The 18,002-nt window shown below is 64.4% G+C and carries 13 protein-coding genes and 1 pseudogene; 6 read left to right on the plus strand and 8 right to left on the minus strand.

From position 1 onward, the window contains the following. Nucleotides 1-119: 119 nt before the first annotated feature. Nucleotides 120-452 carry a type II toxin-antitoxin system PemK/MazF family toxin gene (locus FEI13_RS12635; RefSeq protein ID WP_138181882.1) on the minus strand — a complete coding sequence of 111 codons (333 nt, stop codon included), beginning with the start codon at nucleotides 450-452 and terminating at the stop codon, nucleotides 120-122. Next, entirely contained in the window at nucleotides 452-706 is a 255-nt protein-coding gene (locus tag FEI13_RS12640; protein ID WP_138181883.1) for an AbrB/MazE/SpoVT family DNA-binding domain-containing protein, read from the minus strand. The genes FEI13_RS12635 and FEI13_RS12640 overlap by 1 nt, the downstream gene beginning before the upstream one ends. Before the next feature lie 241 nt (nucleotides 707-947). Between FEI13_RS12640 and FEI13_RS12645 the strand changes: the two genes are divergently transcribed. The 4 genes and pseudogenes from FEI13_RS12645 to FEI13_RS12660 all read left to right on the plus strand — a co-directional run bounded on the left by FEI13_RS12645 (nucleotide 948) and on the right by FEI13_RS12660 (nucleotide 5,012). After that, the gene (locus FEI13_RS12645; protein ID WP_138181884.1) at nucleotides 948-2,168 is read left to right on the plus strand and encodes an RNA-guided endonuclease InsQ/TnpB family protein; all 1,221 of its coding nucleotides are present in this window, start codon (nucleotides 948-950) and stop codon (nucleotides 2,166-2,168) included. A 78-nt stretch (nucleotides 2,169-2,246) separates the two neighbouring features. Next, a pseudogene (locus tag FEI13_RS12650) lies at nucleotides 2,247-2,856 on the plus strand (NAD-dependent epimerase/dehydratase family protein); the annotation flags it as partial. 119 nt (nucleotides 2,857-2,975) lie between these two features. Further along, nucleotides 2,976-4,232 (plus strand): AMP-binding protein, encoded by a 1,257-nt coding sequence (locus tag FEI13_RS19500; RefSeq protein WP_138181885.1) that lies wholly within the window; start codon nucleotides 2,976-2,978, stop codon nucleotides 4,230-4,232. Between the two features lie 15 nt (nucleotides 4,233-4,247). Further along, a complete protein-coding gene (locus FEI13_RS12660; protein WP_138181886.1) occupies nucleotides 4,248-5,012 on the plus strand; it encodes an ElyC/SanA/YdcF family protein in 765 nt (254 codons plus the stop codon). A gap of 256 nt (nucleotides 5,013-5,268) precedes the next feature. On the opposite strand, the gene cysQ is transcribed toward FEI13_RS12660, so the two are convergent. The 5 genes from cysQ to FEI13_RS12685 all read right to left on the minus strand — a co-directional run bounded on the left by cysQ (nucleotide 5,269) and on the right by FEI13_RS12685 (nucleotide 10,641). Next, complete coding sequence (cysQ, locus tag FEI13_RS12665) at nucleotides 5,269-6,042, minus strand: 3'(2'),5'-bisphosphate nucleotidase CysQ (RefSeq protein WP_138181887.1); 774 nt, start codon at nucleotides 6,040-6,042, stop codon at nucleotides 5,269-5,271. A 207-nt stretch (nucleotides 6,043-6,249) separates the two neighbouring features. Next, complete coding sequence (gene cysN / locus FEI13_RS12670; RefSeq protein WP_138181888.1) at nucleotides 6,250-8,154, minus strand: sulfate adenylyltransferase subunit CysN; 1,905 nt, start codon at nucleotides 8,152-8,154, stop codon at nucleotides 6,250-6,252. A 72-nt stretch (nucleotides 8,155-8,226) separates the two neighbouring features. Next, nucleotides 8,227-8,571 carry a four helix bundle protein gene (locus FEI13_RS12675; protein WP_138181889.1) on the minus strand — a complete coding sequence of 115 codons (345 nt, stop codon included), beginning with the start codon at nucleotides 8,569-8,571 and terminating at the stop codon, nucleotides 8,227-8,229. A 173-nt stretch (nucleotides 8,572-8,744) separates the two neighbouring features. Next, the gene (cysD, locus tag FEI13_RS12680) at nucleotides 8,745-9,647 is read right to left on the minus strand and encodes a sulfate adenylyltransferase subunit CysD (protein WP_138181890.1); all 903 of its coding nucleotides are present in this window, start codon (nucleotides 9,645-9,647) and stop codon (nucleotides 8,745-8,747) included. A 241-nt stretch (nucleotides 9,648-9,888) separates the two neighbouring features. Beyond that, on the minus strand, nucleotides 9,889-10,641 hold the full coding sequence (locus FEI13_RS12685) for a helix-turn-helix domain-containing protein (RefSeq protein ID WP_138181891.1): 753 nt from the start codon (nucleotides 10,639-10,641) through the stop codon (nucleotides 9,889-9,891). 162 nt (nucleotides 10,642-10,803) lie between these two features. Between FEI13_RS12685 and FEI13_RS12690 the strand changes: the two genes are divergently transcribed. Then, on the plus strand, nucleotides 10,804-12,531 hold the full coding sequence (locus FEI13_RS12690) for an SLC13 family permease (protein WP_138181892.1): 1,728 nt from the start codon (nucleotides 10,804-10,806) through the stop codon (nucleotides 12,529-12,531). Between the two features lie 239 nt (nucleotides 12,532-12,770). Here FEI13_RS12690 and FEI13_RS12695 read toward each other — a convergent pair whose 3' ends face one another. Further along, a complete protein-coding gene (locus FEI13_RS12695) occupies nucleotides 12,771-14,768 on the minus strand; it encodes a sensor domain-containing diguanylate cyclase (RefSeq protein ID WP_138181893.1) in 1,998 nt (665 codons plus the stop codon). 297 nt (nucleotides 14,769-15,065) lie between these two features. On the opposite strand from FEI13_RS12695, the gene FEI13_RS12700 reads away from it, so the two are divergent. After that, on the plus strand, nucleotides 15,066-17,690 hold the full coding sequence (locus FEI13_RS12700) for an EAL domain-containing protein (RefSeq protein WP_240036515.1): 2,625 nt from the start codon (nucleotides 15,066-15,068) through the stop codon (nucleotides 17,688-17,690). The last annotated feature ends 312 nt before the right edge of the window (nucleotides 17,691-18,002 follow it).

Raw genomic sequence — 18,002 nt, forward strand, 5'->3', positions numbered from 1 at the left:
AGTATATTGAGCAGCAAGCCCGCCCACATTGAGGGCCGCTTCGCGACCCGCGCTATCCTTCCCCGCACTAAAAGTACGGGGAATGCCGCGCATTCTGGTCAGAAGCCAGACAGTATGGTTCAACTCACCAGGGTCGCCAGCTTGGCCAGTACGTCATCCATGACCTCTGGCGGAACGCTCTCCACCCATCGCCCCTGACGGGCCTCGATGTCCAGGGTGCGCACTTGGCTGCACAATACGACGCCGGTGGTAGTCGTACCCGCATCGGCCAGCGACACCGTGAAGCCTCGTGAGCGAGCGAAGCCGCCACCGTTGGTGATCGGCGCGACCAGGGGCGTGCCCATGGCGAGATTGAACGCGTCCGGTGACACGATCAGCACCGGGCGCATGCCTTGCTGTTCATGGCCCCGAGTGGGGTTGAGCGAGACAAAATAGATGTCACCGCGCCGCATTACAGCAGCTCACGGCCGACGGGCTCGGCATCCAGCCACTCGCGCTCGTCGGCGGACATGTCCGCCGTGGTGTCGCACTGGGCCAGCAGCTCCTCGAGGGAGTAGTGCGGCTTGGCCGGTTCCACGACCAGGCGCCCGTGATCGATCTCGATCTCGACTTGAGAGCCAGCGTGCAGATGCAGCTGATCGAGCAGTGCCCGCGGCACCGCCATCATGATAGAACCGCCGACGCGGCGAAGATTGGTAGTGCTCATGTTGACCTCCTGCGCGGGTCGCGCCATTGAGTTATACAAAAATATAACGCATCATCACGTACAGCGCAATCGATCACCCGGCGCGCCTCTAGGACCTGTCCGACTTCCAGCGAGACGCTGGACAGTGTGACGTGTGTGACCAAAATGCGCGGCATGCCCCGTACTTTTAGTGCGGGGAAGGATAGCGCGGGCGCCGCAGGCGCCCTATAATACTGGATATATTCACAGTTAAAGGTGCTTTGTGCAACGCCTCCAAGCCTTCAAATTCGAACTGATGCCCAACGGCGAGCAGGTGCGCAAGATGCGCCAGTTTGCCGGCATGGCGAGGTTCGTGTTCAACCGAGGGCTGGCATTGCAAAAGGAACGGCATGAAGCCGGTGAAAAGAAGCTCAGCTATGCCGCCTTGTGCAAAGTGCTCACCGGCTGGCGGAACAGCGTCGAGACGCCTTGGCTGAAGGATGGCCCGATCCACCCGCTCCAGCAGTCGCTAAAGGATCTGGAGCGCGCCTACGCCAACTTCTTCGCCAAGCGGGCCGACTTCCCGCGCTTCAAGAAGAAAGGCCAGCGCGACAGCTTCCGCTACCCCGATCCCAAGCAGATCAGGCTCGACCAGGGCAATCGTCGGCTCTACCTGCCCAAGCTGGGCTGGCTGCGCTTCCGCAAGAGCCGCGAGGTGCTGGGGACGGTCAAGAACGTCACCGTCAGCCAGTCGGCCGGGCGGTGGTTCGTCTCGATCCAGACCGAGCGCGAGGTCGCGGTGCCGGCGCCCACCGGCGCCGCCGTGGGCATCGACCTGGGCGTGGCGCGGTTCGCCACGCTCTCCGATGGCAGCTATCTCGCTCCCCTCAATAGCACCAAGAAGCATCACGTGGCGCTGCGCAAGGCGCAGCAGGCCATGAGCCGCAAGACCCAGTTCAGCAACAACTGGAAGAAAGCCAAGGCCCGCGTCCAGAAGGTTCAGGCACGCATCGCCAATGCCCGGCGCGACTTCCTTCACAAGGCTTCCGCCACGATCTGCCAAAACCACGCGCTCGTGGTGCTGGAAGACCTGCAGGTAGGCAACATGTCGCGCTCGGCCAGAGGCAGTGTCGAGCAGCCCGGCCGCCACATCCGTCAGAAATCTGGTCTCAACCGTTCAATCCTCGACCAGGGCTGGGTCGAGTTTCGGCGCCAGCTCGACTACAAGCTGGCCTGGCGCGGGGCGCACCTGGTCGTCGTGCCACCGCAAAATACCAGCCGCACCTGCCCCGAGTGCGGGCATATAGCGGCCGAGAACCGGCGTAGCCAGGCCCGGTTTGCCTGTGTCGAATGTGGCTTCGCGGCCAATGCCGACCACGTCGGCGCCATCAATGTGTTAAGGGCGGGGCACGCCCGGTTAGCCTGTGAAGTGAGTGGTGCGGTAAGGCCGCCAGCAGCAGGAACCCACCGAAGCGACTCAGGAGCGGCTCAATGCCGCGCCTGAGCGCCGTAGGAATCCCCTTCCTTTCCGCCGCAGGCGGCAGCTTCCTAAGAAGCTGAGGGAGGGGAGGACGTCAAGTATTACGGGATGAACGACAAGAGCCCGTTCTCTACCTCCGACAGCGTGGATCATCCCGTCAGCCTGTATGCCGCCACCAAAAAGGCCAACGAGCTGATGGCGCATACCTACTCGCATCTCTATGGCATTCCAGCCACGGGACTGCGCTTCTTCACGGTCTATGGCCCCTGGGGCCGACCGGATATGGCGATGTTCAAGTTCACCCGGGCGATCCTCGCGGGAGAACCGCTGCAGGTGTTCAACCAGGGCGAGATGTCGCGGGATTTCACCTACATCGACGATATCGTCGAGGGAGTGGTGCGCATCCTCGAGGTAATACCGGCCGCCGATCCGGACTGGCGGGCCTCCCAAGGTGGGCCGGATAGCAGCAGCGCCCCCTATGCGCTCTATAGCGCTCTATAACATCGGCCATGGCAGCCCGGTGGGGCTGATGGACTTCATTCGCGCCGTGGAAGCCGCCACCGGCAGGGACGCGATCTGCGATTATCAGCCGATGCAGCCCGGCGACGTGCCACGCACCTGGGCCGATACCGAGGCCCTCTTCACCGCCACCGGCTACCGGCCGCGAGTCAAGGTCGAAGAGGGTGCCCGGCAGTTCGTTGAGATGACCCGACAATCGGGGCATATCGGGCACCACAAAACTCAGACTGCCTCAGTGGCGCCGCTATGGCAGGATAGTGTGTTACGTGTTGTCACACATACAACGTTACGCCACGAGAATAAGAGTTCGCCATGGCCAACGCATTGCTGCCCCGTCTCCTGTATCGCGGCTTCGATCTTGTCAATAAGGGCGAGCTGGGTCGGTCTTACCGGGCCGCCCGTGACAGCAACGGCCAGCACCTGCCCTTCGCGCGTGCCGAGCTCGAGGCGTATGCCAGGCGGTGGGGCTTTGATGCCGTGCTGGAACACAACCCGCTGATGGACAAGGCGGCTATTCGGCGTTGGACAGAGAAGGTCTCGCTTGGCGATGTCCATGGCTGGGCCTATACCGGCGGCTCTTCCGGCGAGCCGCTGCGGGTTCCCTACTCCAGGCAGCGCGGCCTGATGCGCACCGCGACGTTCACCTACTTCAACGAGGCGGCGGGGTATCAGCTGGGGGATCCCTTTTGCCTGATTCGGGCCAAGAGCCGCTCGTCGCTCATGAAGTACCTGCGCAATGAGCACATCTTTATTCCGGGAGATATTTCCGAGCCCAGGATCCGCGAGTTCATCAAGGCGCTCAGGGACAAGAAGATCAAGGTGCTGATGGGCTACCCGAGCGTCATGTACGAAGTGGCGCTCTACCTGGAGCAGCACCCCTCAGAGAAGGAGGGCCTGTCGGTCCGCTCGCTGATTTCCATTTCCGAACCGCTCGAGCCCGTCAAGCGAGACGTGATCCACCAGGCCTTCGGCTGTGCGTTCGTCGACCGGTACAGCAATGAGGAAGTGGGATTGATGGCCCAGCAAGCGGCGTTCGGGGGCGAGTATTACGTCAACAAGTTCGGGGTCTATGTCGAGGTGGTGGACCCGACCACCTGGAGGCCGGTCGCGGAAGGCGAGCAGGGCAGGGTGGTGGTGACCGATATCGGCAACGACCTGATACCGATCATCCGCTACGACACCGGCGACCTGGCCACGGCCGCTCGCTACCGGGACGGGCAGCTGTTGACCCTCAGGGAGGTGGTGGGGCGCGTGTCGGAGCAGATCTTCTCGGTGGCCGGCCATCCGATTTCACCGCTGATGCTGGGCCCCTATATCCATAAGCCCCTTTCACGGCAGGGCCCGGGGGGCCAGTACCAGTTCGCCCAGACGGCCGCCGGGCAGTACGAGGTGCGGCTCAAGGCCGGCAAAGCGGACATCGCCGATCCCGTGATCGAGGAGATCATCGATGGCCTGACACAGGTGCTGGGGCACCAGGCAGCCATCAGGGTGGTGTTTTGCGACGATATTCCTCCGCAGCCCTCCGGGAAGCGGCCGATCTACAAGAACGAGATGGAGATGGGTGCGTGAGGCCGGGGGCTTGCCATGTATGACCTCTTGAAGACCCTGGTGGCCCAGCTGGCGATGCCGCTGCCGGTCACCCTGATACTGCTGGCGCTGGGATGGCTACTGGCCTGGCGTGGCGCGCGCCGCCTGGGCCTGGGCGCGGCGGCCCTGGGGCTGGTGCTGCTCTTCCTGGCGAGCTGGGCGCCGGTCGCCGACCGCTTGCTGGCCCCGCTGGAGGCGCGTTATCCCGCCCTGCAGGCGCTGCCGGAGGACCCGCCGCTGGCCGGCATCGTGGTTCTGGGTGGCGGCTGGGTCTCGGACGTGCCCTGGACCTCGACCGGCAAGCTGGGTGACAGCTCCGCGATTCGCCTGATGGAGGGCGTGCGCCTGTGGCGGCAACGGCCCGAGCTTCCGCTGGTGGTGCCGAGCTCCCGTATCGATGCGGATGGGGCGGAGCAGGAGCAGGTGTATGCCCAGGCCGCGCTCGAGCTCGGTGACGTGGAGGAGCGCCTGATCATCATGGAGCGGGCCAGCGATACGGGGCGCGAGGCCCGGGCCGTGCGCGAGGCCCTGGGCGAGGGGGCGCGGGTGGTGATGGTCACCTCTGCCTCGCATATGCCGCGGGCCATGCAGCACTTCCGCCGCGCCGGGCTGGAACCCCTGGCGGCGCCTACCCACTACCTGGCCGGGCGCACACGCCCTGACCGCTTCTCCTACTGGGTGCCCTCGGCGACCCAGCTGCACAAGACCGAGCGCGCGGTGTATGAGCGGCTGGGGCAGCTGGTGGTCAGCTTCGAGCAGTGAGGGGTGAGGAAGCGAGGGGCGAGGGCCGAGGAGGAAGGGCCGAGGGGCAAGGACAGAGGAGCAATTGGGGAGGGGCTCTTCGTGGGAGCGCTGCTTGCAGCGCGATGGACCTCAAGGGAGTCTTGTACGTAGCGCACGGATCGACGTCTCGACGATGGCCCTGAAGTGACCCGTACGAGACTCGAGGAACTCGCCAGAACCCGAACAAGATGCAGCGACAGCAGCCCGGCCATGTGCCGGGCTGCTTGTTTCTGGCTCAGGCGGGTGAGCCCCAGACGAGGAAGTAGGGGTTGAGGTGTTCCTGGGGGTGAGAATAGCGCAGGGGCTGGCCTGCCAGGGTTTCCACCCGGCCGCCCGCCTGCTCGACCACGGCCTGGGCGGCGCCGGTGTCCCACAGGCAGGTGGGGCCGAGGCGGGGGTAGACATCCGCCGCGCCCTCGGCCACCAGGCAGAGCTTCAGCGAACTGCCCATGGGCACCATGTCGTGCGGGCCGAGCTGCTCCAGCCACTCGGCGAGATCCGGGCTCGGGTGGGAGCGGCTGCCCACCACGCGCCAGGTGGTGCCTTCGGCGGGCCGGCCGGCGACCTGGATCGGCTGGCGCTCGCCATTGCCTTCCACCTTGAAGGCACCCACGCCCTCGGCGGCGAGGTAGGAGACCTCCAGCGCCGGGGCGACGACCACCCCGAGCACCGGCTTGCCGTGCTCGATCAGCGCGATGTTCACCGTGAACTCGCCGTTGCGCTTGATGAACTCCTTGGTGCCATCCAGCGGGTCCACCAGCCAGTAACGGCTCTCCGCATCCGCCCCGGCGAAGCCCTCGGTATGCTCCTCGGAGAGCACCGGAATCTCGCCCGGCAGGGCTTTGAGCCCGGCCACGATGACCTCATGGGCGGCCTTGTCGGCCTCGGTCAGCGGGCTCTTGTCCTCCTTTTCCTCGATGGAGAAGTCCCGGGCGTAGACCGACATGATGGCCTGGCCGGCGTCTAACGCAATGTTGTGGATTCTATCCAGGAGTGTTGCAAGGTCCATCTATTACCTTCCTCTACGAAGATTGGGGGCAAGCTGGAAGCTGGAAGAGCGGCGCTGCGCGCCTGGAAGCTGGAAGAATGCCGCTTCGCGGCATAACCCCCACGCCTTGGGGTATGGGGGTTTCTTCCAGCTTCCAGCTTCCAGCTTCCAGCTTCCAGCTTCCAGCTTCCAGCTTCAAGCTCCGGGCGGAGCCCGGGTCTTCCAGCTTCAGGCTATGATTTCCCGTTCGCGCAGCAGTTCGACGATGGCGTCGGCGGCTTCGTCGCTGCTCATCTGCTGGGTCTTGAGATGCAGATCCGGGTTCTCCGGCGCTTCATAGGCGGAGTCGATGCCGGTGAAGTTCTTCAGCTCGCCGCGGCGCGCCTTGCGATAGAGCCCCTTGGGGTCGCGCTCCTCGGCGATGTCCAGCGGGGTGTCGACGAAGACTTCGATGAACTCGTTCTCTTCCACCAGGTCCCGGGCCAGATCACGCTCGCTGCGGAACGGCGAAATGAAGGCGGTCAACACGATCAGGCCGGCATCGACCATCAGCTTGGCCGTCTCGCCGACCCGGCGAATGTTCTCCACGCGATCGGCATCGGTGAAGCCCAGGTCGCGGTTGAGGCCGTGGCGGACGTTGTCGCCATCCAGCAGGTAGGTGTGCTGGCCCGCGGCATGCAGCCTCTTCTCCACCAGGTTGGCGATGGTTGACTTGCCGGCACCGGAGAGGCCGGTGAACCACAGCACCGCCGGCTGCTGAGCCTTGGAGAGGGCGCGCGCCTGCTTGTCGATATCCACGTGCTGCATATGGATGTTCTGGCTGCGCCGCAGGGCGAAGTGCAGCATGCCGGCGCCGACCGTGTTATGGGTCATGCGGTCGATGAGGATGAAGCCGCCGGTGTCCTGGCTCTCCTGGTACGGGTCGAAGGCCACGGGCTTGTTGAGGCTCAGCGTGCAGATGCCGATGGCGTTGAGATCCAACTGCTTGGCCGCCGCGTGCTCCATGGTGTTGACGTTCACCTGGTACTTGATGTCGGTGACGGTGGCCGAGACGGACTGGGTGCCCAGCTTCATCAGGTAGGGGCGCCCGGGGAGTAGCGGCTGGTCGTGCATCCACACCAGGGTGGTCTCGAACTGGTCGGCGGTCTGGCTCGGCTGCTCGACCCCGGAGATGATGTCGCCACGCGAGATGTCGATCTCGTCGTTCAGCAGCAGGGTGATGGACTGGCCGGCCACGGCCTCGTCGAGGTCGCCGTCGAAGGTGTAGATCCGCGACACCGTGCTGGTCTTGCCCGAGGGCTGAACGCGAATGGCGTCGCCGGGCTTGACCGTGCCGCTGGTCACCATGCCGGTGAAGCCGCGGAAATCCAGGTTGGGGCGGTTGACCCACTGCACCGGCAGGCGGAAGGGATCGCGCTGCAGACGCTCGTCGTCGACCTCCACGGTCTCCAGGTAGGCCATCAGGGTGGGGCCGTGATACCAGGGCATGTGGTGGCCGTGCTCGATGACGTTGTCGCCCTTGAGCGCCGACATGGGGATGAAGGTGATCGATTCGAGCCCCAACTGCTTGGCGAAGGCCCGATACGCCTCGACGATCTCGTCGAAGCGTGCCTTGGAGTAGTCCACCAGATCCATCTTGTTGATCGCCACCACCACCTTGCGCATGCCGATCAGCGACATCAAGAAGCTGTGGCGGCGGGTCTGGGTGAGGATGCCGTGGCGGGCATCGACCATCAGGATGGCGGCATCGGCATTGGAGGCGCCGGTTACCATGTTGCGGGTGTACTGCTCGTGCCCCGGTGTATCGGCGACGATGAACTTGCGCTTGTCGGTGGAGAAGAAGCGGTAGGCGACATCGATGGTGATGCCCTGCTCGCGCTCGGCGGCCAGGCCATCGACCAGCAGCGCGAAGTCCATCTCGGTGCCCTGGGTGCCGAAGCGCTTCGAATCCGCCTCGATGGCGGCGAGCTGATCCTCGAACAGCAGCTTGGATTCGAACAGCAGGCGGCCGATCAGCGTGCTCTTGCCGTCATCCACGCTGCCACAGGTGATGAAGCGGAGCAGGCCTTTTCTCTCGTGCTCTTTCAGGTATGTCTCGATGTTTTCCGAGATCAGAGGTGAGGCGTGTGCCATGAGTAACCCTATAGCTTGAAGCTGGAAGCTTGAAGCTGGAAGAAACCCCAGCCCCGTAGCCTCGCAGCCGATTCATTCGTTGGTGAGCTTGCCGATGAGCCCGGAGAGCATGGCGGCAATCTCCCGTGTTTCCTGTATCCATCGGTTCCCACAGGCCTTGTCGACGTAGCCGATGTCGATACCGATATAGATCTGAGTTCTCAGCTCGGCGCATGACCCCTTGGCAATCAGCAAGAAATGCCGTTTGTCTTTTGGAGTTCCTCGAGTCATGCCCTCGGCAATATTGCTGGGTACCGAAAGCCCGGAGCGCGTGATTTGATCCTTGAAACCGAAGTCTCGAAGATCCCGCATGGCCTTATAGAGCTCTGCCGACAGCCTGGCCGACCGCTTCCACACCTGAAGCTTCTCGAAATCCATCCCCAGTTCCTCCGTTCCCTGACCATTCCTCAAGCGTAGGCCAAGAGCCACTGGGGTTTTCTTCTAGCTTCCAGCTTATGGCTTCTAGCTCCCGGCGAAGCCGGGGACTTCCAGCTTCCAGGCGCGCAGCGCCGCTCTTCCAGCTTCCAGCTGTCTAACGCGCCTACGGCGCGTTAGAAATAGCCCTCCGCCTTCTTCTTCTCCATCGACGCGGCGCTGTCGTGGTCGATCACCCGGCCCTGACGCTCGGAGGTGTTGGTCAGCAGCATCTCCTGGATGATCGACGGCAGCGTATCGGCGTCGGATTCGATGGCGCCGGTCAGCGGGTAGCAGCCCAGGGTGCGGAAGCGAACCTTGCGCATCATCGGTACCTCGCCGGGCTCCAGCGGCATGCGCTCGTCATCGACCATGATCAGCGTGCCGTCGCGCTCGACCACCGGGCGCTCGGCGGAGTAATAGAGGGGCACGATGGGAATGTTCTGCAGATAGATGTACTGCCAGATATCCAGCTCGGTCCAGTTGGAGAGCGGGAAGACGCGGATCGACTCGCCCTTGTGCTTGCGGGTGTTGTAGAGCTTCCACAGCTCGGGGCGCTGGTTCTTGGGATCCCAACGGTGCTGCGCGGTGCGAAAGGAGAAGATGCGCTCCTTGGCGCGGGACTTCTCCTCGTCACGACGCGCCCCGCCGAAGGCGGCGTCGAAGCCGTATTGGTCCAGTGCCTGCTTGAGGCCTTCGGTCTTCATCACGTCGGTGTGGATCGCCGAGCCGTGGGTGAAGGGGTTGATGTCCTTATCGATGCCCTCGGGGTTGATATGGACGATCAGGTCCATGCCGGTTTCCTCGGCCATGCGGTCGCGGAACTCGTACATGGCGCGGAATTTCCAGCGGGTATCGACGTGCAGCAGCGGGAAGGGGGGCGGCGCCGGCGCGAAGGCCTTGCGTGCCAGGTGCAGCATCACCGCGCTGTCCTTGCCGACGGAGTAGAGCATCACGGGGTTCTCGGTCTCGGCGACCACCTCGCGCATGATCTGGATGCTCTCGGCCTCGAGCCGTTGCAGATGGGTCAATGAGGTCATGTGTTCTCGGTCCTTGGTTGTAGAGCTAGAAGCTTGAAAAGCTAGAAGCTTGAAGAGCGGCGCTGCGCGCCTGGAAGCTGGAAGAATGCCGCTTCGCGGCATAGCACCCTAAAGCTTGCTGGGGTTGGGGTTTCTTCCAGCTTCCAGCTTCCAGCTTCCAGCTCCGGGCGAAGCCCGGGCCTTCCAGCTTCCAGCTCCGGGCGAAGCCCGGGCCTTCCAGCTTCCAGCTTCCAGCTTCCAGCTAAAGTGCATCGGTCGGCACATTGATCAGGTGAAAGTCGGGGTGATTCGCAAGCCACCGCTGGATCTCCGGGCTGGCCTGGAAGTCAGCCCCATGAAAGATCAGCGCCACCGGGCCGCGCTCGGCCAGGCGCGTCAACAGCGCCAGGTAGTCGTCGGCCTTGGGCGGCGCCGGCAGGCAGCGGGTATAGAGTGCGCCGCGCTTGCCGTGCAGGTAGAGCTGATAGCGGCGGGGGAGGCTAGCCACGGATGTTGCCGGCCCCGCCACGCGCACGCCGCCCTGCCAGATTGCGCCGCCGGCCTTGTTGACCTGCTCGAGCACCGGTTGCACCTGCTGGCGAACCCAGCGGCCCGCGATGGAGCGCTTGCGCGCCAGGCCTTCCAGCGATAGCGGCGATGGCTTGAGCCCCTGCGCTTCCAGCCAGTGTTCGATGGCCCGCGGCGAGACCTCTTGCTGTGTTTCGGCCCGCAGGGCATCCGCCAGGTCCTGGCTGCTCCAGCACGGCCGAGGAGGTTCGGGTTGCTCGGCCAGGCGTCGCCACAGCACGCCTTGCTCGCGGTCGCCCAGCGAGGTCGCCTGGCCCGGCCGGCGCCCCCGCTGGCGCACCGGCACGGCCTCCCAGCCGCCTTGCCGGAAGGCCTTCCAGGCCGCCGATACCGTGGGCGCGGAAAGCCCGGTCCGGGTGGCCACAGCAGCCACGGTATGGCCATCCAGACGCAGGCGAACGGCTTCCAGACGGCGTGCGTTCAGCATTTCAGGCGATAAATGTTTAGTGCTCAAATTTGCACCAAGTAGCTGACTAAAAAGAAAAAACTATCGATAACACGAAACAGGATAACCCATGATTCGACATCATCATAAAAGCCCCAGTAGAATCCCACAAGCCTGATTCGACCCCCTCAAGGAAGAGCGACCATGATGACCTGGGCGGTACTGATCTCCATTGCTGGCTTGCTGATCCTGCTGATCAGCGGCTGGGTGCGCCCGGCCATCGCCTTCGTCAGCCTGGCCGGGGCCTACCTGCTGTTCGGCCTGGTGGATACCGCCACACTGCTGCGCCAGTATTCCAATCCGGCGCTCGCCACCCTCATGCTGCTGCTGCTGGTCTCGCTGGCCCTGGAGCGCACGCCGCTGCTGGATTGGCTCTCGCAGCGCCTATTGCGCGGTCGGCCGGAGAGCGCCACGGCCCGGCTGATGGGCGTCAGTGCCGTGCTGTCCGCCTTTCTCAACAATACCGCCGTGGTCGCCGCCTTCCTGGGCGCCATCTCGCGGCAGAAACGCATCGCCCCCTCGCGGCTGCTGATTCCGCTCTCCTATGCCTCGATACTCGGCGGCATGACCACCCTGGTGGGCACCTCCACCAACCTGGTGGTCAACTCCTTTGCCCTGAGCAGCGCCGGGGTCGAGCTGGGCATGTTCCAGTTCAGTCTGGTGGGTGTTCCGGTGGCGCTGCTGACCTTCGGCGTGCTGTTGTGGCGAGCCCGCTCCCTGCCGCACCATCGGCCCGAGGAAACGGCCGACAAGCTCTCCTATTTCCTGGCCGCCGACCTGCAGCCTGGCTCCGAGATGGTGGGCAAGAGCATCGAGGCGAATCAGCTGCGCAACCTGGATGGGCTCTATCTGCTGGAGATCGAGCGGGAGGGGCGGCTGATCAGCCCGGTGGGGCCGGAGGAGATCCTCCACCAGGGCGATACGCTGGTGTTCACCGGCGAGGTGAGCAAGGTGCAGGCGCTGCAGCGCTTCCCGGGGCTCAAGCTGTTCGGCCACCAGGCCGACAGCCTGCTGGCCACCAATCTGGTGGAGGTCGTGGTCTCCCACGAATCGGAGCTGGCCGGCCGCACCCTGCAGGATGTGGACTTCCGCAGCATGTTCAACGCCGGCGTGGTGGGTATCCGTCGCGGCGGCAAGCGGCTGGAGGGCCAGCTGGGGCAGATTCCCCTGCGCACCGGTGACTGCCTGCTGATGGCCGTGGGCAGCGACTTTCGCCAGCACCGCAACCTCGATCGCAACTTCCACCTGCTCAGCGGCAGCCTCACGCGCCCCAAGCTCGGCCCCGTGACGAGCGGGTTGACCCTGGCCGGCTTCGCCGGCGTGATCGGACTGGCCGCCGCCGAGCTGCTGCCGCTGTTCCACGGCCTGCTGCTGCTGATGGCGGGGCTGCTGATGGGGAAGGTGCTCAGCCCGGTCGAACTGCGTCGCCGCTTTCCCTTCGAGCTGTGGGTCATCATCGGCTCGGCGCTGGCCATCGCCCAGGGGCTGGAGAGCTCCGGCGCCGCCGCTCTGCTCGCCCAGGGCATGCAGGGGCTCTTCAACGGCCACGGCGTCTATGCCGCCTTCATCGGTTGCTACCTGCTGACGCTATTGCTCACCGAGACGGTGACCAACAACGCCGCCGCGGCGCTGGCCTTCCCGGTGGCCTGGACCACCGCCCAGGCCTTCGGCGTCGACCCCATGCCCTTCATCATGGCCGTGGCCTACGGCGCCAGCGCCTGCTTCCTGATCCCCTACGGCTACCAGACCCACCTGATGGTCTACTCCCCGGGTCGTTACCGCATGAGCGACTTCCTGCGGGTCGGTCTGCCGGTCAGCCTGACCTATTCGGCGGCCGTGCTGCTGCTCACGCCGCTGGTGTTTCCTTTTTGAGGGGTGAGGGGGGAGGGGTGAGGAGTGAGGGGTGAGGAGTGAGGTTAGCGTGCGTTCATCCGTGGGCGGAAGGCCGTGAGAGAGGCTCGATGGTGAGGCGCTCCGACTTCAGATCGCGATGGCGCCGGGAGGCGCCCAGGGCAACCCCACCGCCGTTGCGCGCCGGATCGAAGCCCTGTGGGAGCAATCTTCAGATCGCGATGGCGCCGCCAGGCGCCCGGGACAATCCCGCCGCCGCTTCACGCCTCCTCCCAATGCACGCGGTTACGCCCCGCTTCCTTGGCGGCATAGAGTCCCTGATCGGCGCGTTTGATCGCCGGTTTCAGCGAGGCCTCGCCGGCACTGACCAGCGTCACGCCCAGGGATGTTGAATAGGCCAGCATTCCATCCGCTGTCACTGCGTGTCCGACCCTGGCCGGTGTGGTGGCTATTGCCTCACGCAGGCGCTCCGCCACCAGCATGGCCTGCTCGTGGGTCGTGTCGGGTAGCAATACGGCAAACTCCTCACCGCCCATACGGCACAGCACATCACCGTCACGCAGCAGATCGCGTGCCGTGTTGGCGAAGTCCTGCAGCACCAGGTCCCCTACGTCATGGCCGTAACTGTCGTTGATGCACTTGAAGTGATCGAGGTCGACGGCGATCAGGCTGAGCGGGGCTCCACTGCGCTGTGCTCGAGCGATCTCCCTGGCTGCCTGGCCCTCCAGGTAGCGGCGGTTGCCCAGGCCGGTAAGCGGATCGGTCAGCGCCTGCTTGGCCAGTCGCTCTTCCAGCTGCTTGCGATCACTCAGGTCGAAGACCATGGCACGCGAGTACTGGAAGCCCTCCTCGGTGACCTGGGCGGTGGCCTGAATGACCACCGGTAAGTGCGTGCCATCTCGACACAGCAACTCGCACTCGGCGGATCCCTCCTGCCCTTGACCCAGCACCTGTCGGAAAGCCGCATCGAAGGCCTCGCGGGTCTCCGGGGTGACAAAGTCACGGTAGTGGCGCTTGTCGATCACCTCGGCGGCGCGATAGCCCAGCCAGTCGAGCTCGGTGCGGTTGATCTTGACCACCCGACCATTGCTGTCGAGCGAGTGGTAGCCACAGGGGGCGTGCTCGTAGAGGTCCTGCACCTCGCCGGCGTACTGGCGGGCTTCGCGGGAGAACTGCAGTGCCCGCTGTCGCAGCCCGCGCAGGCGATGGTTGCTCAGCACCCAGAACACGCCGAAAGCCACCGACAGCAGATAGACCAGGGCGATGGCCAGCAGCTGAACGGGGTTCTCCTTCAACAGTCCCGCCAGGCTGGGCCGGGGCATCAAGATGCCTAGACGCCAGGGCAGGGTTTCAGGCTGGCTGACGATCATCCCGGCCTGGCTACGGTAGTGCTGGGTGCGGATGTCATGACTCCGAAACCCGAGCAGATGCTCGTCCAATGTAGCCATGCCCTGGTTGCGTGCCGACACGGCCTCCCAGGCAGCGGGCCACAGGTTCATCAGTGGTTGCCCGAAGCGGTCTCCCTGACCGTCACTGCCGGGCAGTAGCCAGCTGCCTTGTGCATCCACCAACAGGGCCTCGCCCCGGCCATCCTCCCGGACATCCTCCCGGGCATGCGGCAGGTTGGCGGTGAGGCGGGACCAGTCGAGGGTGAACAGCAGCACGCCGAGGCGCTGCCCGCGTTCATCGAAGATCGGCGTCGCGATGTCGATGACGGTCATCACGAGCGTTGCGTCCTCTCCGGAGGCTCCCAGGCGTGGGGGTGAGACGTAGAGATCGCGCGACTGCAGCGTCATGGCCTCCTGGAAGGCGGGCGTCGCGCCGAGACCAAACACTGGCGGCCGCGGCAGCGGCGGCATAGCAGTCGCTGTAACCCACTCATGGCCGTTGGTGTCGATCACCGCCAGCCGCGTGTAGCGGCCGAAATGCGTCAACAACGTGTCGAACAGCGTTTCCAGCTGTTCCCAGTCATTCTGTGCCGCAAGGCCCCATGATGGTGTCTGGGTCGCCGTCTGTCTGGCCAGGACCCGGCTCAGCAGCGGGTATTCCGCAGTGGCCAGCACCTGGTTGAAGCTCTCGTTCATGCCACGGAGCAGCATGTCGTATTCGGACGCGAGCAGTGCCTCGGTCGCCTGGCGTGCGTTGTCGACCCGCTCCTCGAGGTAAGAGGCGAAGATCGGATAGAGCGTCATGGTGACCAATGCCACGGGGAGGAGGGTCGCCACCGTCAGGCGGGCCCAGAGTGCTTTGAGGTTCAATGGCGGACTCTCGAGCAAGGCCAGGCACAGGCAAACACCCGGCAGGTTGCTCGGGCTGTCAGTGGCAGGAAAACGAGGAGGACGAAGGCCCCACGCTGACTGACCATGCGCAGTATCATGTAAAGGCGAAGCAGCGTCATCCCTGGCGCCGGATAATTTCGGTAGACAGAGCATGCCTTGCTCACTAGGTCAGGCTGATCCACTATCCCACCACGACGCGACGGCTCATTCACTAGTCAGCAACATGGCTGGGCGACTAAAGACGTTGCTTACTCTTGGTTGCAAGGAGGCATTGGAGTGCTCAACGAATTGTTGCTGATGGAGGCGCAGCAGGAGGTTCACGAGCGAATCGCGCAGCAGGTCCCGCTTGAGGAGACACTGGACGCTATTGCCCGATGGATCGAGGTGCTGCTGCCGGACGCCGTCGTTGCCTTCATGCGCTTCGATTCCAAACGTCAGGCGCTGAGTCTCTTCCCCAGCCAGCGCTTCTCCCCGGCCTACCAGGAATGTCTCCAGGCGGTCCCTATTGGCCCCAATGCAGCCTCCTTCGGCAGCGCGGCCTTCTGTCGCGAGCCGGTGTTTACCGAAGACATCCACACCGACCCGCGCTGGTCGGCGTTTTACGATGCGGCCGAACGCGAGGGACTGCGGGCCTGCTGGTCGAGTCCCGTCCTGACGGCCGAGGGCGAACTGCTGGGCACCTTCGGCACCTATTTCCACGAGCCGCGCCCCCCTACCGAGACGAGTCGCCGTCGCCTGAAGCAGGCGGCGGCGCTCGTGTCGCTTGCCATCGTGCGTGATCGCGACGCCTCCAGCCATCGGGCGCTGGCCGAATGGCATCGCTCGCTGTTCGTGAATCACCCCGATGGGGTCTACGAATTCGACCTGGAAGGTCACTTTCAGCGGGGCAATGCGGCGCTTATCCGTATCACGGGGTATCCCGAGGAAGCGCTGATCGGTCGGCACTTCAACCAGTTCATCGAGCCTGCGTATCGGGAACGAACCCAGGCGGGGTTCGATATCGCCAGACGAGGTGGGTCATACCAGTACGATACGGTAGGGATCCACCGCAATGGCGAGCCCTACTACCTGGAGGTACTGAACTTCCCTGTCTCCGTGGATGGCGAGGTGGTGGGGGTCTATGGCGTGTGTCGCGACATCACTGCCCGCAAGCAGGAGGAGGAGTCCCGCCGCCTGCTGGAGCGCGGCATCCAGGCCACGCCCAACGGCGTGGTCATGGCGGATGCCACGCAGCCCGACATGCCGCTGGTGTATGCCAACGACGCCTTCTATGCGATCACCGGCTACGCACCCGACGAGGTGCTGGGTCGCAACTGCCGCTTCCTGCAGGGACCGAACAGTGACCCCGAGGCGGTCACGGCCATTCACTGGGCTATCACCGAGCGGCAGGCTGTCGATGTGGCCCTGCTCAACTACCGCAAGGACGGTACCCCCTTCTGGAACCACCTCTCGCTGAGCCCGGTGTTCGACGACGCGGGCACCCTTACCCACTACATCGGCATCCAGCAGGACATCACCCGACAGCGTGAGCAGGAAGCCCAGATCGCCCACCAGGCGACGCATGACCTGCTGACCGGCCTGCCCAACCGCACCGCCTTCGATGAGTGTCTGCAGACGGCCTTCGAGCGGGTTCAGGAGGAGCAGGGGCTAGTGGTGGTCATGCACCTCGACCTGGACGGCTTCAGGACGATCAACGACGGGCTGGGCTACCACATCGGCAACCAGCTGCTGGTGGCAGTGGGTGATCGACTACGCCAGGTAATGGGCGATGACGATACCTTGGCACGCATGACCGGCGATGAGTTCGCCCTGCTCCTGCCCGATCTCGATAGCCGCCAAGCAGCCATCGAAATGGCCGAACAGGTGTTGCACACCCTATCCAGGCCGTTCGTGGTCGAGGACAAACCGCTGCACATCAGTGCCAGTGTCGGCATCGCCTGCAACTGCGAGAGCGTGGAACAGGCCGGTGAGCTAATGCAGCGCGCTGATGTGGCGGTGGCCGACGCCAAGCAAGAAGGCCGTAACATCTGGAACTGGTATCAGTGCGACCGGCATCGGGTCACCGAAGAGGCGGTGCTGTTACGACACGACCTGCACACGGCACTGCGACATGACCAGTTCGAGCTCTATTACCAGCCCATCGTGGAGGCGGTAAACGGGCGCATTCGTGGACTGGAGGCGCTGATCCGCTGGCACCACCCCGAGCGGGGCATGATCTCGCCGGGGGTGTTCATCCCGTTGGCCGAGCAGACCGGTCAGATCATTCCGCTGGGCCGCTGGATCCTGCGCCGCGCCTGTCAGGACGTGGCGACCATGCGTGCCGAAGGCGGGCGCGTGGTGCCGGTGGCCGTCAACATCTCGTCACTGCAGTTCCGACGCGATGGCTTCCTGGCGGATGTCCAGGCGGCACTGGACGATGCCGGCCTGCCCCCCGAGCTGCTGCAACTGGAGGTCACCGAGAGTGTGTTGCTCGACGGGGCCGAGCGGGCCATCGAGCTGATCAACCAGCTCAAGGCGATGGGCATCCTGGTTGCGCTGGATGACTTCGGCACGGGTTTCTCCAGTCTGAGCTACCTGCGTGACCTGCCGATCCATAAGGTGAAGCTGGATCGTTCCTTCATCCAGGATATCGCCACCAGCCGTAGCAATGCCGCCATCGTGCAGGGCATCATCACCATGGCCCACCACCTGGACCTGGTGGTGGTCGCGGAGGGCATCGAGGAAAGGGAGCAGCAGCAGGATCTGATCCGCCGCCACTGCGACCTGCTGCAGGGGTTCTACTTCGCCAAGCCCATGCCGAGGGGGGCCGTCATGGGGTTGCTTGACCTACTACCTGAGCCTGTTGCCCCACGCGCTCAACCAATAAGCGCCCTTCTCGTATGCGGACAACCCGAGACCTGAATATTGCACCAGTGGCGCGAGTTCGGCCTATTTAGCGAGCAGGCCAGCTCTTCATGCTGGATGGCGCGAGAATCGCTCACTTTTCTTGACCAGCTTGAGGAAGAGGTCCTGGTCGGGGTAGTGGCTGCTTCAGGCGCAGCGTGGTGACCAGAACAACCCCACCGCCGCTGCGCGGCGGATCGCGAAGCGGACGAGGCGTAGAACCGTTCGCTCCCACAGGGGCCCGGTACCGGCGTCATGGGGGTGTGGGCGCCGTGCTCGCCCGGCGCTATGTACCGTCCACTGAATCGGGGTAACTCCAGTGCGAGAATC

Origin of the sequence: Halomonas urmiana (genome assembly GCF_005780185.1) — a bacterium.
Lineage (GTDB): Bacteria > Pseudomonadota > Gammaproteobacteria > Pseudomonadales > Halomonadaceae > Halomonas > Halomonas urmiana.

Coding starts and splice junctions, on each gene's coding strand:
- FEI13_RS12635 (WP_138181882.1), bottom strand. CDS start 452: ATGCGGCGCGGTGACATCTATTTTGTCTCGCTCAACCCCACTCGGGGC.
- FEI13_RS12640 (WP_138181883.1), bottom strand. CDS start 706: ATGAGCACTACCAATCTTCGCCGCGTCGGCGGTTCTATCATGATGGCG.
- FEI13_RS19500 (WP_138181885.1), top strand. CDS start 2,976: ATGGCCAACGCATTGCTGCCCCGTCTCCTGTATCGCGGCTTCGATCTT.
- FEI13_RS12660 (WP_138181886.1), top strand. CDS start 4,248: ATGTATGACCTCTTGAAGACCCTGGTGGCCCAGCTGGCGATGCCGCTG.
- cysQ (WP_138181887.1), bottom strand. CDS start 6,042: ATGGACCTTGCAACACTCCTGGATAGAATCCACAACATTGCGTTAGAC.
- cysN (WP_138181888.1), bottom strand. CDS start 8,154: ATGGCACACGCCTCACCTCTGATCTCGGAAAACATCGAGACATACCTG.
- FEI13_RS12675 (WP_138181889.1), bottom strand. CDS start 8,571: ATGGATTTCGAGAAGCTTCAGGTGTGGAAGCGGTCGGCCAGGCTGTCG.
- cysD (WP_138181890.1), bottom strand. CDS start 9,647: ATGACCTCATTGACCCATCTGCAACGGCTCGAGGCCGAGAGCATCCAG.
- FEI13_RS12685 (WP_138181891.1), bottom strand. CDS start 10,641: ATGCTGAACGCACGCCGTCTGGAAGCCGTTCGCCTGCGTCTGGATGGC.
- FEI13_RS12690 (WP_138181892.1), top strand. CDS start 10,804: ATGATGACCTGGGCGGTACTGATCTCCATTGCTGGCTTGCTGATCCTG.